Source organism: Bacteroides sp. NSJ-39 (assembly GCF_014287315.1).
Taxonomy (GTDB): Bacteria; Bacteroidota; Bacteroidia; order Bacteroidales; family Bacteroidaceae; genus Bacteroides; species Bacteroides finegoldii.
Genome location: NZ_JACOOB010000017.1, coordinates 50,094 through 65,717, shown reverse-complemented (window position 1 = coordinate 65,717; position 15,624 = coordinate 50,094). Strand labels below are relative to the sequence as shown.

General features: G+C 39.8%; 18 protein-coding genes. 9 read left to right on the top strand and 9 right to left on the bottom strand.

Annotated elements, in window-relative coordinates:
* Positions 1-32: 32 nt before the first annotated feature.
* On the bottom strand, positions 33-749 hold the full coding sequence (locus H8S63_RS16240; RefSeq protein WP_186927380.1) for a DUF169 domain-containing protein: 717 nt from the start codon (positions 747-749) through the stop codon (positions 33-35).
* 73 nt (positions 750-822) lie between these two features.
* On the opposite strand from H8S63_RS16240, the gene H8S63_RS16235 reads away from it, so the two are divergent.
* Positions 823-1,269 carry a MarR family winged helix-turn-helix transcriptional regulator gene (locus tag H8S63_RS16235; RefSeq protein ID WP_186927379.1) on the top strand — a complete coding sequence of 149 codons (447 nt, stop codon included), beginning with the start codon at positions 823-825 and terminating at the stop codon, positions 1,267-1,269.
* Between the two features lie 572 nt (positions 1,270-1,841).
* Here the strand turns inward: H8S63_RS16235 and H8S63_RS16230 are convergent.
* The gene (locus H8S63_RS16230) at positions 1,842-2,369 is read right to left on the bottom strand and encodes a DJ-1/PfpI family protein (protein WP_186927378.1); all 528 of its coding nucleotides are present in this window, start codon (positions 2,367-2,369) and stop codon (positions 1,842-1,844) included.
* Positions 2,370-2,535: 166 nt separating this feature from the next.
* Here H8S63_RS16230 and H8S63_RS16225 point away from each other — a divergent pair, with 166 nt between their 5' ends.
* Entirely contained in the window at positions 2,536-2,886 is a 351-nt protein-coding gene (locus H8S63_RS16225; RefSeq protein WP_186927377.1) for a helix-turn-helix domain-containing protein, read from the top strand.
* A gap of 8 nt (positions 2,887-2,894) precedes the next feature.
* Here the strand turns inward: H8S63_RS16225 and H8S63_RS16220 are convergent, their stop codons facing one another.
* Both H8S63_RS16220 and H8S63_RS16215 read right to left on the bottom strand, forming a co-directional pair.
* Entirely contained in the window at positions 2,895-3,317 is a 423-nt protein-coding gene (locus tag H8S63_RS16220) for a type II toxin-antitoxin system VapC family toxin (RefSeq protein WP_007752050.1), read from the bottom strand.
* Positions 3,318-3,464, bottom strand: coding sequence for a hypothetical protein (locus H8S63_RS16215; RefSeq protein ID WP_007752051.1), 147 nt, complete (start codon positions 3,462-3,464; stop codon positions 3,318-3,320).
* 130 nt (positions 3,465-3,594) lie between these two features.
* On the opposite strand from H8S63_RS16215, the gene H8S63_RS16210 reads away from it, so the two are divergent.
* Genes H8S63_RS16210 through H8S63_RS16200 form a run of 3 tightly spaced genes read left to right on the top strand, consistent with a single transcriptional unit; the run spans position 3,595 to position 5,310 of the window.
* Positions 3,595-4,038: a GNAT family N-acetyltransferase gene (locus H8S63_RS16210; RefSeq protein ID WP_186927376.1), complete on the top strand. Its 444-nt coding sequence runs from the start codon at positions 3,595-3,597 to the stop codon at positions 4,036-4,038.
* 9 nt (positions 4,039-4,047) lie between these two features.
* Positions 4,048-4,728, top strand: coding sequence for an RNA polymerase sigma factor (locus H8S63_RS16205; RefSeq protein WP_186927375.1), 681 nt, complete (start codon positions 4,048-4,050; stop codon positions 4,726-4,728).
* Between the two features lie 60 nt (positions 4,729-4,788).
* On the top strand, positions 4,789-5,310 hold the full coding sequence (locus tag H8S63_RS16200) for a DinB family protein (protein ID WP_186927374.1): 522 nt from the start codon (positions 4,789-4,791) through the stop codon (positions 5,308-5,310).
* Positions 5,311-5,725: 415 nt separating this feature from the next.
* Here H8S63_RS16200 and creD read toward each other — a convergent pair whose 3' ends face one another.
* Genes creD through H8S63_RS16185 form a run of 3 tightly spaced genes read right to left on the bottom strand, consistent with a single transcriptional unit; the run spans position 5,726 to position 8,001 of the window.
* Positions 5,726-7,078, bottom strand: coding sequence for a cell envelope integrity protein CreD (creD, locus tag H8S63_RS16195; RefSeq protein WP_186927373.1), 1,353 nt, complete (start codon positions 7,076-7,078; stop codon positions 5,726-5,728).
* Positions 7,079-7,104: 26 nt separating this feature from the next.
* Entirely contained in the window at positions 7,105-7,401 is a 297-nt protein-coding gene (locus tag H8S63_RS16190) for a transcriptional regulator (protein WP_004313179.1), read from the bottom strand.
* The gene (locus tag H8S63_RS16185; RefSeq protein WP_186927372.1) at positions 7,402-8,001 is read right to left on the bottom strand and encodes a hypothetical protein; all 600 of its coding nucleotides are present in this window, start codon (positions 7,999-8,001) and stop codon (positions 7,402-7,404) included.
* Between the two features lie 253 nt (positions 8,002-8,254).
* Here H8S63_RS16185 and H8S63_RS16180 point away from each other — a divergent pair, with 253 nt between their 5' ends.
* Genes H8S63_RS16180 through H8S63_RS16165 form a run of 4 tightly spaced genes read left to right on the top strand, consistent with a single transcriptional unit; the run spans position 8,255 to position 12,705 of the window.
* Positions 8,255-8,695 (top strand): MarR family winged helix-turn-helix transcriptional regulator, encoded by a 441-nt coding sequence (locus H8S63_RS16180; RefSeq protein ID WP_004317834.1) that lies wholly within the window; start codon positions 8,255-8,257, stop codon positions 8,693-8,695.
* Positions 8,676-9,995, top strand: a complete 1,320-nt coding sequence (locus H8S63_RS16175) for a TolC family protein (protein WP_186927371.1) — start codon at positions 8,676-8,678, stop codon at positions 9,993-9,995. The genes H8S63_RS16180 and H8S63_RS16175 overlap by 20 nt, the downstream gene beginning before the upstream one ends.
* Before the next feature lie 38 nt (positions 9,996-10,033).
* Positions 10,034-11,104, top strand: coding sequence for an HlyD family secretion protein (locus tag H8S63_RS16170; protein ID WP_186927370.1), 1,071 nt, complete (start codon positions 10,034-10,036; stop codon positions 11,102-11,104).
* Positions 11,101-12,705 carry an MFS transporter gene (locus H8S63_RS16165; protein ID WP_186927369.1) on the top strand — a complete coding sequence of 535 codons (1,605 nt, stop codon included), beginning with the start codon at positions 11,101-11,103 and terminating at the stop codon, positions 12,703-12,705. The genes H8S63_RS16170 and H8S63_RS16165 overlap by 4 nt, the downstream gene beginning before the upstream one ends.
* Positions 12,706-12,823: 118 nt before the next feature.
* Here the strand turns inward: H8S63_RS16165 and H8S63_RS16160 are convergent, their stop codons facing one another.
* Both H8S63_RS16160 and H8S63_RS16155 read right to left on the bottom strand, forming a co-directional pair.
* On the bottom strand, positions 12,824-14,314 hold the full coding sequence (locus H8S63_RS16160; protein WP_118407776.1) for a UxaA family hydrolase: 1,491 nt from the start codon (positions 14,312-14,314) through the stop codon (positions 12,824-12,826).
* 28 nt (positions 14,315-14,342) lie between these two features.
* The gene (locus H8S63_RS16155) at positions 14,343-15,407 is read right to left on the bottom strand and encodes a LacI family DNA-binding transcriptional regulator (RefSeq protein WP_186927368.1); all 1,065 of its coding nucleotides are present in this window, start codon (positions 15,405-15,407) and stop codon (positions 14,343-14,345) included.
* Between the last annotated feature and the right edge of the window lie 217 nt (positions 15,408-15,624).

Genomic DNA, 15,624 nt, shown 5'->3' with positions numbered 1-15,624 from the left:
ATTGTTCTGATAATTAAGGATGGGCCTACACTTCACTCCCGACAAATCCGTTCTCTAATTTTTCCCCATGCAGGTGTGTTCGGCAAACAACTATCTTGTATCGTATAATACATCTCCCGAAAACGTGATATTGGTATAGTAAAACTTAATATATTCTCATGGATATAGCGACGCACAGAGGGGTCAAACAGTCCAATAAATGTACGTTTCCCATTTTTGCTGTTTTCCAATGCTGCTTCTGAAAAAATAGAAGAACATCCTGAACCAAATTTTACAGTAATTGCATCATCCGAATTGTTATCGTAAAATGTCCATGAAGCAAGTCCTGAAAGCATATCAGGGGTAGCCAAAAAGAAAATTCCCACCACATTATTAAAGTTTTCAAGTTCAGTAATAGGTGAAATATTCAAATACCGCATTGTCGTCATCTGCACATTTGCCTTTTCCACGAAATCAAGAACCAATTCTGAAGACTTCTTATATTTTTCTTTGCTTGAAACAAACATAGGCATTTTTTCATTCATGGTCGAAAAACCAGTATAGAACTTACCACCCATACACCCGATTCTATCGGCACTCAAAGATATCGGTTCACCACCAATCAGCTTTTCAAACTCCTTAAAAAAACAACCGTTGATTTTTTTCAAATCATCATTAATCTGTTCATCGGAATACCAAAATGCAAAGGGTAATTGCACCTTTTCTCCGAAAGCCTTTTGGATATTTTCTATAAAAACGCTTACTTCCATTTGGTTACTAATTACATTATAACTATATTTGTTATGACAAATATATTTTTCAGCTTTTAACAAACCAAATAATATGGATATAGATAAAATGGTAAATCACAAAATAGCCAAACTTTCTGGTATAATCAAACGTCAAATATATCAAATCATATCAGAAGAGGGGCTGAACATAACACCGGAACAGTGGGTTATCTTAGTCTATTTATGGGAAAACGATGGTCAGACCATTGGTGATTTAGTCACGCAGTCGCAAAAAGACTTTGCTAATGTTACGAGAATAGTTGAAAAATTATCCAAAAACGGATATATCATCAAGCGGAAAAATCATAAAGATGGACGGAGTGTTCTTTTATATTGCACCGATAAAGTAAAAACAATTATGCCGCATATAAATAAATGTCAAATGCTATCTCTAAACATCTCATTAAAAGGTATATCACAAGAAGAACAAGATACATTTCTTCATATTTTAGACAAGATTGAAAAGAATTGTATCAATTATCTGAACCCAACCAAGTAAAATTATCGTGCCAATTGACAGATTGCATATAACACCGCAATTTCCGTCCGTTGTGCAGTTGCAAACAACAGAAAATATGGAAAGCGTAAAACAACGGTTGTTATCAGGGTAAAAAGTGCCGTGAAAGTTCGTTCTTTCGGAAAAAGAGATTATATTTGCAAATGAGGGAGTTATTTGACAGCATAGCACCGCAAACCGCTGAAAACCGTACGGTTGCCAATCCGTTACTGTTATTTCTCAAATACTCCGCTAAATGTTTATTCCTCAAATGGTTGTGTCAAACCGCTGAAAATCTAAAATATAATTCGGAATATATATAGTTTCTTTGTGCTTGGATGAATGGCGCAGATAGGAAACATAAAAAAAGAGCCATAAGCATTTTTTTATATTCATGGGAAATGTTTGTCCGTGATATTTTAATAGGTTGTTTCCTTTACAGTTACAAAATAATGAAAAAACGGATTAAAAAACTATTTCCATGATTAAATTTGCCGGAATACTTATATTATATGAATTCTCTGGCTCTTTTTTATGTTAAACTTGCTTTAAGTGGTATAGGACTTGATTAATGTCTATTTTAACGCCTTGATTACCTGTGGCATCATTGTCCAAATGGTATTTTCATCTTGAGCAGTGAAAAAGTTACCATCTATCTCTGATTTTTCATCAGTAGCTGTTCCGTTTTGAATGGCTGGTTTGGCTAATGGGTGAACTGCTACTTTCTTCCCTTTGGTAATTCCTGTAAAGTCAAACATCATTGCGCCGGCGCAATGTCCGATCATTATTTTTCCCTTATCTCCGAAAGTTTTAATGACTTGCATTAAATCTACATTGTAGGTTTTATCAGCATTCTGCTGAAATACAGGCACTGCATCGCCACATGAGAAAACGAGTGCGTCGAATTCATCTTCGTGTCCCTTCAAATTAGCGATCACGTCATCTACTGTCAGGCTGATTCCTGAATTTGTTTTAATATCCTTCGTATCCGATACGGCAAATACTTTATATGAAATGCCATTTTCGAAAAATGCTTCCAAATATTGGAATAATCCACAACCATTTACCGGATTCACTGCTAAAACTGCAACTTTCTTTGCCATAATCATAATTATTTAAATGAAACAATAGTTATTATTAGTAAGTTTATTACTTTTGTGATGCAAATGTATCTTTCTTGTTTGAGAAATGCAATAACGTACTTGAAAATAAGGAAGTTACATAGAAGTAACTATTGCTGGAATTCAATAAAATACAAAACGTTAAAGAATGAAAAACTTTCATCCGACGGGGAATTGTCCGATAAGAGATGTGCTTAGCCGCTTGGGAGATAAGTGGTCGATGCTGGTGCTTATTACGCTGAACGCAAATGGAACTATGCGTTTTAGTGATATTCATAAAACGATAGAAGATGTCTCTCAAAGAATGTTGACTGTTACATTGCGTACTTTGGAATCAGATGGATTAGTTGAACGGAAAGTGTATGCTGAAGTACCTCCCCGTGTGGAGTATTGCTTGACAGATACAGGAGGTACATTGATTCCTCATATTGAAGGACTGGTGGGATGGGCCTTGGAGAATATGAGTACTATTTTAGAACATAGACAAATACATGTATAGCGTGTGCTTTATTTTTTATTGAATATCAAATCAAGTCCTTGAGTGCGATAAAACTCAAAACGGGTGTCGCTTGAGATAAGTGGCAAATGTTCGGTAATGGCATGGGCGATGATAACGTGGTCGGAAGGGTCTTTATGTCCTTGTGCTTCATTAATTTCTAATCGTGCATAAGTCTGCATGTGCTCTTTTTTCAGGGGAAGTATTTTGATGTAAAACTCTTTTTCGATTGAAGTGACCATTGCTTCTACTGACTTCCAGCGTTTGGAACATAAACCTTTATTTCGATATCCTACAATCAATTCACGAACAGATTCTGCACTCATATAAAGTACAGTATCAGGCTCTTGTAGTATAGCTGTTACATCACGATCTAACGAGTCTCTGTCGATCACTGCATAAACAAAGATATTAGTATCTATCAAATATCTCATTTATAGTAAGAATTTAGGATCGTTCACTATAAGGCTTCCCTTTAGTTTACCAAATGCTTCCCATGTCTTATTTACTTTCTTTTTTTTCGGTTTCTGCGCTTTGGCTTTGACTTCTTTTTCTTCTGATATTTTTTTTTCTTTTTCCATGATTCCTATTATTGTATATTCCTATTTTCCTAGACAAAGATAATCTATTTATTCCAAATATCAGGATAAGTTTCGTTAAAGTAGAGTATGGTATTTTAGTTTTTTATATCTTTATGGCAAACTAGATAATATGGAGATAAAAAAAGTTATTTCAGATAAAAAAGAATTCCTTGATTTATTGCTCTTGGCTGATGAACAAGAAAGTATGATTGACCGATATCTGGAACGCGGTGATATGTTTGTTCTTTATGATGACGGGCTGAAAGCTCTTTGTGTGGTGACACGTGAGGGGGAAGGTGTTTATGAAATCAAGAATATTGCTACTGTTCCTTTCTTCCAACGACAGGGGTACGGAAAACGTTTAATAGAGTTTTTATTTGAATATTATCAGGGGAGGTGCTCTGAGATGTTGGTGGGCACAGGAGATGTACCTTCTTCCAGGTCTTTCTATGAACATTGTGGTTTTGCGATTTCTCACCGGATAAAGAATTTCTTTACTGACAACTACGATCATCCGATGTATGAGGATGGTGTGCAGTTGGTGGATATGATATATTTGAAGAAAACATTTTAGTGTGTAACGATGGAAATAGATATCAATCATTTGGTGAAAGAATATGGAAATATGATTTCCATGATTGCTCACCGGATGATTCAGAATAAAGAAATCGCCCGCGAAGCAGCACAGGAAGTGTGGTATGAACTTTGCAAAAGTATCAGTAGCTTTAAAGGCGATTCGGAGATTTCTACATGGATATACACTATCGCTCGTCGCACTATTGGTAGATATGCAGCATGTGAAAAGCATGTGAAAATGTCGGAAATCGAATATTTCCGTTCGTTGCCGGAAATTGAATATTCCGGTGGGGAAGAAGCGAAGCGGGAATGGATAAAAGAAAGGTGCGATTGGTGTATCACCGCTTTAAATCATTGTCTGAATAATGATGCTCGTCTGATTTTTATCTTTAGAGAAAATATCGGGTTGCCTTATCGACAGATTGGCGAAATCATGGAACTGAAAGAAAGTAATGTGCGGCAAATCTATAATCGTTCCATTCAGAAAATCACAGCTTTTATGAATGATACTTGCCCGTTATATAATCCCGATGGTGCTTGTAAATGTCGCATTTGCAAACCGGTATATTCTATTGATATGGATAAAGAATATACAATGGTGCAACGAATGATGAGGCTTGCCGATTTATATAGGAAGTTTGAAAAAGAACTACCGAGGAAAAATTATTGGGAGAAATTCTTGCAGTAAGTTGTCACAAAGCTCATTTGCTTTTCCACTAACTATATGTATAATTAAAAACATATAGTTATGAGTAAAATTGACTTTTTAAAGGAGCAGATTATAGAAGCTCGCACATTTGTGAATCGTTTGATGTCTGAATTGCCGGAAGATTTGTGGTATGTTATTCCTGAAGGAACAGATTCTAACTTTATTTGGCAAGTGGGACATTTGCTTGTTTCACAGAATTTTCATACACTGACAGCTGTTACCGGGGTGAACGAAAAGGTGGGGCGGTTAGTGCCTATCCAAAAATATAATAGAATATTCAATGGTATGGGAACATTGCATCGTTCCATAGAAGAGGGCTTGATTCCAGTTGCTGAATTGAGAGAACAAGCGGAAATAATTCATCAAATCTGTATTGAGAATCTGGAAACTCTGAATGATGATGTTTTGGCAGAGTGCTTGCAGCCTCTCCCGTTTAAACATCCTGTTGCGGAAACTAAATATGAAGCATTGTCGTGGAGCTTTAAACATGAAATGTGGCACAGTGCAGAAATGGAAGCAATCAAAAGAGAGTTGGGGTATCCAATCGTTTGGATGAAATAATGATTATGTCCATTTCTATTACTGTGTGAATAAATAGACTTATTAATGACCTGCTATTGTATGCAAACGTGTTTCTCAATTTTTACAATTAAGGACTACGCTCTTAATAAACGTACTTTCTGTTTATAATAAACTTTTTGATAGTTTATTATAAACGGTATCAGATTTTATTAAAAACTATTTTGATCGTTTTTAGAGATTCGATAGAATGAATTAAGTAAAAATATAAACAAAATAGGGCAATGATCGTTAGATCATTGCCCTATGATATATCTGTACTAATACTGAAATGTATCAGTTTAAAGGCTTTTTATGTCTCTATTTTTCTTATATTTTTCATTCCTCTTATTGCTTTTGTTTCCTCAAAGATACAAAATAAAAAGCCATTTGTCAAGTGTTTCAGAAGAAAAGCCGATTATTCATTAAACCAGTCTATTTTCTTTGAAAAATACATCACTATTGCCAGAATGATAAACAGCCCTAAGCTACCTGCCAATAATGCGAAAGTCTCCAGTTGGATAAGCACAAAGATATAAATATAGAGTATAGCCAACAAACCGGACATGATTAATGACGGTTTCTTTTTCTTGGTGATTCCGAACATATATCCGCCTACCAGTATAATAGTCAGTGCAGAAGATAACAAATAGGCCGGGTTGAAGCCGACGTGTTCGGAGAAGGAGAGGAGTAGGCTGTAGAATAGACAGAGAGCCAGTCCTACCAATAAATACTGCAAGGCATGAATGCGGGTCTTGTTCATGATTTCAGTGAAGAAGATAACTCCGAAAGTCAGTAAGATAATCAGAATAGCATACTTTGCGGAACGCATAGACTGTTGGTACTGTTCCACCGGAATTTTGAAGTTCACACCGAAACTGGAACTCTCAATATCCTTGATATTTGAGGTGTTGAAGTCAACCATCACCTGTGAGTAATTCCGGTTCAAGTTTAAGACTTGCCATTGTGCGGAAAATTCCTTCTCCGTAATATTCCGGTTGTTAGGCAGATAGTTTCCGGTAAAGCTCGGTGTATTCCAGTTGGCTTTCAGATCTACACGGGTTGTTTTACCCAATGGAATAAAGTTGAGTGACTGTGAACCTTTCAGTTTGATTTTTATTTCATAAGGCAGTTTTTTATTCTGCTTCAATTCCGATAAATTAGCGATTGCATGAACTCCGGTGTTATCTATTCCTCTGTTGTCCATGCCAGGCTCGAATATATAAACAGAATCTCCCAGAGTGATGCTGATTTGTTCGCTGATACCCCGCATATCGGTCAGGTTCAAGCAAATAGCTGCCCTGTCAAACTGCAACTGGTCCATGTCTATTCTGCTCTTTTTCAATTCTTCCGAACTGAATGACCCTTTCAATGTCAGTTCCGATTGATATACATTGACCTCATAGATACTTCTTTTCAGGATTTCAGTCTTCAGTTGTCCGTTGACCATAAGCTCGTCAGGAAAAAGTATCAGGTCTTTGATGGAAATCTTCTTCTCACCGTTGTTTTCAGTGACAACCGGATACTGGAGATTCAGGTAAGGGCCAGTGATGGTCTGTGCAAGACTCCATTTTTCGCTTACCTCGTCGATAGCTTCTTCCTGGGTTCGTCCCCGTTCGGAAATAAGATTCTCAATCATAAACATGGGGATCATCAGGAGAAGGATTAATAATCCGATGATGACAACCTTGATTGTTTTGGAGAAACGGTGGAGGCACCCCATAGGTTGCTGCGCCTGTTGCTCATTTGAGTTTTCATTGAAAGCGTCCATAAGCCAGTAGTGTTTTGATGAATTATTTATTTTGATTTTAGAAATTTCTCTAAGGCTTCAATATGCGATTTGAAAGCTTCTCTGCCTTGCGGGGTTGCCTGAAAAACAGTCCGTGGCTTTCGTCCGACAAAACTTTTGTTGCATACGATATATCCCAGTTCTTCCAGGGCACGGGTATGGCTGGCAAGATTGCCGTCGGTCAGAGAGAGCTGTTCTTTCAGAAAATTGAAATCAGCTTCCTCATTTACCATCAGAATAGCCATGATGCCCAGTCGGACCTTGCTTTCGAATGCTTTATTAATATATTGGAATGCTTCTATCATTTATGATCTCTTTCTTTCGTAGTGTAAATAGAACAATATACCATAGAGGATATGGAAACCGCCGAAACCGATGGTCCAGAACAGTAGTGAATGACCTTCCCAAAAACAGTCTACGATGCCCAAACAGATGAAAGCATAACCTAACCATACGATGCTGGAATAAGTAAACTTGGAAACGTTGACTAGTGCCAGCCCATAAAATAGAAGCATGACAGAAGCCAAAATGTCGTAATACTCGTGCATAAGGATGGAAATACATAAAACACCTCCGGTCAGCATTGGAAGAGAGAAATTCCACAATGCCCGGTAAGTGAGGCGGCTGAAAAATTTTTGCCCTGTCTTCTTGGATTTGTAATAGGACAGGATGCAAGCAGTGACCGCAGCAGCTACCAATACGAGCGAGGCTATTATAGCCATCAATTCAAGGGCAACCATTAAATGAGTGCCCGTTGTAATAACTTGTGTGGCGATATATGCGCCAACTAATGCGTAAATGCCCGCCATGATTGCAGCGAGACCACTTAGAGAGATAAACTTTGAGGACTTTTCCATCAACTCTTTTATCTCATTTACCGATTCTAATGCTTTATCTTTATTCATATAAAAAGTACTTTGTATTGCAAAGTAAAATAAAAGATTTCAGATGAACAAACTTTTTGCTTGAATATTTTGATAATAAAGATTGGAGTACTATGTTAATGCATTAATATATAGTGATTTAATGAATGAATAAACGAATGGACAGGAATTATGTCTACATGGTGTAAAAATGAAATTAGTCAAACGTTTGACTAATTCGACGGAAATATGTAACTTTGCCACCGAAACGAAACAGGTAAAAAGGTTATAGAAAATGAGAGAAGGAGCAGAGTTTAGAGAACTCATGTTGCAGATTGTTCGTACCCGTATGGCTTTCCGCCGGTCTATGCAACGGACATTGAGAAAAAATAACGCGGGTATTACGTTTGAGATGCTTCAGGTATTGAGTAGTTTATGGCACGAGCAGGGAATCAGTCAGCAGATATTGGCAGAACGCATTGCAAAAGATAAAGCCTGTCTGACCAATTTGATGAATAATCTGGAGAAAAAAGGATATGTGTACCGTAAAGAAGATCCCGCCGATCGTCGTAATAAACTGGTATTCCTGACTCCCGAAGGGGAGGAGTTTAAAGACCAGATTCGTCCGATTCTCGATCAGGTTTATGTATACGCAGAAAAGATTATTGGTATAGAAAGCATTGAAACGATGTTATCTGAATTAAAAGGTGTATACGATGTACTTGAAAATGTATAAAAAATATTGGGCAGCTTTGTCCTGCCTGCTTTGGGTCACTTCCTCCATCAACGCACAAACAGATTCTTTGTTCCTTACCGTCGATCAGCTTTTTGAACGGGGAGTGCAATATAATCTGCAACTTCAGGCAGATGCAATGAAAGAATCCATGGCACAGGAGCGGATGCGAACCGCACGTTCTGCGCAGTTGCCGGAATTGCAGATTGGACTGAAAGGGGGATTTGTAGGACAACCCGTCGTTTGGGAACGGGGATTATCCGATCCTGTCTATCCGGAAGCACCGGACTGGTCACAAAACTATGCAATTGATTTTGCGCAGCCTCTCTATCAGGGTGGTAAAATCCGAAGCGCTATTCATAAAGCGGATATAGAAAAGCAAGTTGCCGAATTACAGACATTGACCGATCAGGCGGAAATAAAGCTAAGGTTATTGAATCAGTATATGAATCTGTTTAGTTTGTTTAAGCAGCATGAGGTACTGGCGCGGAATATTGAGGAGTCAGAACTCCGGCTACACGATATACGGCGGATGAAAAAGGAGGGTTTGATAACGAACAATGATGTGTTGCGGAGCGAAATGCAGTTGACTAATGATCGCCTGTCTCTACAGGAAACGGAAAACAGCATTGCGCTTGTATCGCAGCAACTTGATATCTTATTGGGACAGGACGAGAATTTATTATTAAAACCCGATACTACTGTTCTTTATCAGGCAGTTGCCTTGCAGCCGTATGATGATTATATTGTTCAGGCTTATGCGAATGATCCGGCGATGAGGCTGCTTCGTGCACAAACAGAATTGGCGAGGAATGAAATCCGTTCTGTCAAGTCCTTTTCTCTTCCCAGTGTGTCGCTTTATGCGTCGAATACTTTGGCGCGCCCCATCTCACGTACGTTGGCAGATATGTATAATAATAACTGGAATGTAGGTGTGTCGGTTTCCTATCCTTTATCGTCACTGTACAAGAACAACCATAAAATAAAAGAGAGCAAACTGATGGTATCCTTGCGGAAAAATGAGGAAGAGCAGAAGATGCAGGGAATCCGCGTCGATGTACGTTCGGCTTTTTTACGCCACCGGGAAGCGTTGCAAAGGGTGGAAGCTCTAAAGCTGTCAGTCCGACAAGCGGAAGAGAATTATCGTATCATGCAGAATCGTTACCTGAATCAGTTGGCTATCCTGACTGATTTGCTTGATGCAAATTCCGTCCGTTTGAATGTAGAATTGCAGTTGGTCAATGCGCGTACTCGTGTGATTTATACTTATTATCAACTTCAGAAGGCTTGTGGAGATTTATGATTTATGATTTCAGATTTATGATTTATGGGTGAATTGTTATGGCAAATGAATTGAAAGAAAAACAGCAGAAACTGAAAAAAGTAAGAGTTCGCAATATAGCATTAAATGTAGTGTGTATCTGTTTGGCAGGTTCCGGGCTTTGGTGGACGGCTACTTACTTTTGGCGTTACGTTAATTACGAAGTGACGAATGATGCTTTTGTAGATCAATATGTGGCTCCTTTGAATGTCCGGGCTTCGGGTTATATAAAGGAGGTGCGTTTTAAGGAGCATCAATATGTCCGTCAGGGAGATACGCTGCTGGTGCTTGATAATCGTGAATATCAGATTAAGGTGAAAGAAGCGGAAGCTGCATTGTTGGATGCGCATGGTTCGCAGGATGTACTTCATTCGGGAATTGAAACTTCCCATACGAATATTGCCGTACAGGATGCCAACATTGCCGAAGCGAAAGCAAAACTCTGGCAATTGGAACAGGATTATCATCGTTTTGAACGTCTGTTAAAAGAAGAATCAGTCCCGGAACAGCAGTATGAACAGACAAAAGCTGCTTATGAAGCGGCAAAGGCACGTTATCAGGCATTAGTTGCGCAGAAACAGGCGGCATTATCACAATATGCGGAAACAAGCAAGAAGACAACCGGTGCGGAGGCTGCTATTTTGCGGAAGGAAGCAGATTTGGATTTGGCGAAGTTGAGTCTCTCTTATACGGTTCTCACTGCTCCTTATGATGGATATATGGGCAGGCGCACGCTTGAACCCGGTCAGTATGTGCCGGCCGGGCAGACTATTTCTTATCTGGTGCGTAACAAGGATAAATGGATTACCGCTAATTATAAAGAAACGCAGATTGCTAATATCTATATTGGTCAGCAAGTACGTGTAAAAGTAGATGCAGTGCCCGGAAAGACTTTTCACGGAGAGGTCACCGCGATTTCCGAAGCAACCGGGTCTAAATATTCCCTGGTTCCTACGGACAACTCTGCCGGTAACTTTGTAAAGGTGCAACAGCGAATACCCGTGCGGATTGACTTGGAAGATGTTTCTCCGGAAGAAATGGCGCAGTTGAGAGCCGGGATGATGGTGGAAACAGAAGCTCTACGCAAATGATTACCATGAAAGAATTGGAGGCACCTGTTCGTCAATGGGTGCCCGATTGGCTTGGACTTATCAGTATTTTCATCGTGATTCTCCCGGTCACGATGCTCAATGGTTCATATACAGGCAGTATGCTGGAAGTATCGAACACGCTGGGCACTAATTCGGAAGATATAACGATGGGATATTATGCTGCTTCAGCGGGCATGGCTATCGCTTATCCGATTATTCCTAAAGTGCTGGCAGCCTTTTCTGTGAAGTCTCTGTTGTTGATTGATTTGGTACTGCAATTCTTCTTGAGTTGGGTTTGCGCACGTACGCAAAACGCAGATATTCTGATTGTTTGTAGTTTTGCCGTCGGTTTTATGAAAGGATTTCTTATGTTGTGGTTTATTCGTTATGCCCAAAAGATTTTCAGTCCGAAGAATGTACGTAGTGAGTTTTATTCTTATTTTTACCCGTTGGTTTACGGTGGGGGACAGGCTTCGATGCTGGTAACGGCTTTACTGGCGTATCATTATAACTGGAAGTATATGTATTACTTTATGATGGTACTGATTTTGATTTCCATTTTATTTGTTATCGTCTGTTTCCGTCATAACCGTCCCATTAAAGCCGTCGCATGGTCTGATCTGCATATTCGTGAGATGTTTGTTATTTCAGTAGGGTTACTGATGCTGATGTACGTTATCAATTATGGAAAAGTACTTGATTGGATGGCTTCCGGTAAGATCTGTGCCTATATCATCATAGCGCCTATGTTGATTGCGTTGTTTATCTGGTATCAGAGCCGTTCGGAAAATCCTTATGTAAGTCTGGCTCCTTTATTCCAGCCCAAAGCGATTATAGGTTATTTCTATATGATGCTTGTGATGTTTTTCAGTACATCGACCACATTGCTGACTAACTATCTGACTGTCATTCTGAAAGTAGATACTACACATACCTATTCCCTTTATATTTATTTGCTTCCGGGATATGTAGTCGGTGCTTTTATCTGTTTCTGGTGGTTCCGATGGCAACGTTGGCGGTTCCGTTTTCTGATAGCGGGAGGGATGAGTTGTTTTGTGATTTTCTTTGCGATCCTGTATTTTGGCATCTCTCCGGATAGCACGTATGAAATGCTCTACCTGCCTATATTTTTTCGTGGGTTGGGTATGTTGACTTTGATTATAGCTTTCGCCTTGTTTGCCGTGGAGGACTTGAATCCGAAATACTTATTGTCGAACGCTTTCTTTCTGATTATTTTCCGTTCCGTATTGGCACCTATTCTGGCAACCTCTTTCTATAGTAATGCACTATACCGCTTACAGCAGAAATATATGTATTCTTTATCGGAGACTATCACCACTGCCGATCCGTTGTCGGCAACACGTTATAACCAGTCTCTGAACAATGCAATTGCACAAGGGCATCCGTATAATGAAGCTGCGCAGCTGGCAACAAACTCTTTATATAATACCCTGCAACAGCAAAGCCTGCTGCTTGCGTTGAAAGAAATACTGGGTTATTTGTTAGTTATATCCGTTGTTATAGCTGTGGTTTCCCGTTTTATTCCCTTTCATAAAACAATCCGTGTTACCTTTAAGAGAACAGGTGACGATATGGTGTAATACAAAAAAGAGTTGCTATCCCGTTCAACTTATCATTGAGTGGAGGATAGCAACTCTATAGTTCTAACAATGTTTCTTTTTATCTTCGATATATTTGTTCTATCAGATAAAGAGCTGTTTACAAGGTTACACCTGTTTTAAAGATAGCAATTTCGCGATAACCTTTCTTTTCGTTATTTACGAATTCACCGCTTGCTACTTTGATAATATAATCAATGAAGCGTTCACAAGTCTTTTCCATCGGTTCGTTTTCTATAATTACACCAGCATTGAAGTCAATCCATCCCGGTTTGTTTTTAGCCAGCGTCGAGTTGGTGGAAATCTTCATGGTTGGAACAAAAGTACCGAAAGGAGTACCACGTCCGGTGGTGAAAAGCACCATGTGACATCCGCTTGCAGCAAGGGTGGTGGCTGCAACCAGGTCATTGCCCGGAGCAGAAAGCAGATTAAGACCTTTTTTCTGTAAACGTTCGCCGTAAGGCATCACGCCGGATACATAGCTCTTTCCGCACTTTTGGGTACATCCCAGTGCTTTTTCTTCCAGGGTAGAGATACCGCCGGCTTTGTTTCCCGGAGAAGGATTTTCGCCGACAGGCTCTCCGTGTGACAGGAAGTATTCTTTGAAGTCATTAATCAGATGGACGGTCTGTTCAAACAGTTCCTCGTTTTTGCAACGGTTCATTAGGATGGTTTCTGCACCGAACATTTCCGGTACTTCGGTCAATACGCTTGTACCTCCCTGTGCAATCAGGAAATCGGAGAACATACCCAATAACGGGTTTGCCGTAATGCCGGAGAAACCATCGGAACCACCGCATTTCAATCCCACACGCAGTTCGGACAAAGGAACATCGGTGCGTTCGTCTTTAGAAGCCTTTGCATACAAATCACGCAGGATTTCCATTCCTTCTTCATACTCGTCACCTACCTTTTGAGTAACCATGAACTTCACGCGGTCTTCATCAAACTCGCCCAGAAACTCACGGAATACGTCCGGCTGGTTGTTTTCGCATCCCAAGCCTACTACCAATACGGCGCCCGCATTGGGGTGAAGCACCATGTCACGAAGAATCTTTTTCGTATTTTCGTGGTCGTCACCAAGTTGTGAGCAACCGTAGTTGTGTGGGAAAGCGACAATGGCATCCACTCCCTTGCCTTCGGTTTCGCGACGCAGTCCTTCAGCCAGTTGACCGATGATACCGTTTACGCAACCTACCGTCGGGATAATCCATATTTCGTTTCTTACCCCTACATCACCGTTTTTGCGACGATAACCTTTGAATGTAAGATCTTTATGAGGAATATCCAAAGAAACCTGAATCGGGTTGTAAGTGTAATCCAACAATCCGGCGAGGTTGGTTTTGATGTTCGTTTCGTTCATCCAGTCACCCTGTTTCTTTGCCATTCGTGCATGTCCGATAGGATAACCGTACTTGATTACATTTTCGCCTTCAGCAAAATTCTTCAATGCGAATTTATGTCCGGCGGGAATGTCTTCGTTCAATGTAATTTCAATGCCATCTACAGAAAGATGCTCTCCTGCCGGGAGGTTAACAATGGCAACGGCAACGTTGTCGGCAGGATTAATTCTTAAATACTTTGTTTCCATGTAATGTACTTGTAAAGTTGTATCTCTTTTATTTGTTATGATAATAATCTATTGTTTCTACCGTCAGCAGGTCAATGGGCATATAGTTAATGCAGGTCACTTCTTTTTTGAAAATAAGGTGATCGCAAAGGGCTTTAATTCCATTGGCGCCTTGCAGCTCCGGTTGTTGGGCGATAAGGAAAAAAACACTTCCTTCTTTCAGACAGGCGACATTCCGTTCCAAAAGGTCATAGCCTATCAGGTTGAAATCTTTCTTTCCGTGACTTTGCAGGTATTCGCCGATGATGTAGACTTTGGAATTGAAAGTGATTCCGTTCTTAACAGTCGGGTGGGAACGGAAAAATTCATCCAGCATTTCATTGTCTTCGTCATTGCGTTCGGCGTGCAAGTCGAGCTCTAATATATTATAAGACGGATGATGTTCTTCCATGTACTGTCTAAAACCGATTTCTCTGTTCTCTTGTTGGTTGGAGCCCACAATTCCTTCATGTATTTTGCGGAAAATAACGATTTCCTTTTCATCGCGTGCCAGCAACATCATCATCCGTGCGGCAAAATATCCGCTTTGACGTGAGTTCTGCCCGAAGAAGGCGAGGGGAGGAACATTCTTGATATTTGAGTCTATATATATATAAGGTATATCTGACGCCTGCAACCGGTCGGTGAACCCTTTGGTGTACTGAGGGGCAGTGGGAGCCATCATGACCCCGTCCGGTTGAAGCGCCAGGATCGCTTCGCTGGCGTTGACAAAAGAATGATAGTCGTATGGATCGTAATAGTTGATTTTTACCGAGGTATTAAAATCCGAATAAGTAGCAATGGCTTCATGGATACCCAGCTCTACGGCTGTCCAATAGTCACCTTCCAAATGCTCCGGCAAAAGACAGATAAATGTATATTTTTTATTGGATGCAAGAGCACTGGCATACATATTGGGCTGGTAGTCAAGCTGCTTCAAGATTTCTTCTACACGTTTTTTGCTTGCTTCCGACACTCCGCTACGCCCGTGAATGACACGGTCTACTGTTCCCACCGATACATCTGCTAAACGGGCGATGTCTTTGATTCTGATCCTTTCGGGCAATTTATTCATACGACAACCTTAATTTATATAAGTATTTGTGCTCGCACACAATAATAATCTTAATATTTTCGATACAAATATATAACAATTTTTGTAATTACGAAAATTGTTGTATCTTTGTGCCCGCACACGAAAGATATGTGATGTTGACCTTATAATAGATTAACAGACAAATAATCAGTGCGTTACCCCTAGAAATAGGCGTAAAATGATAAATTGAAAGTTC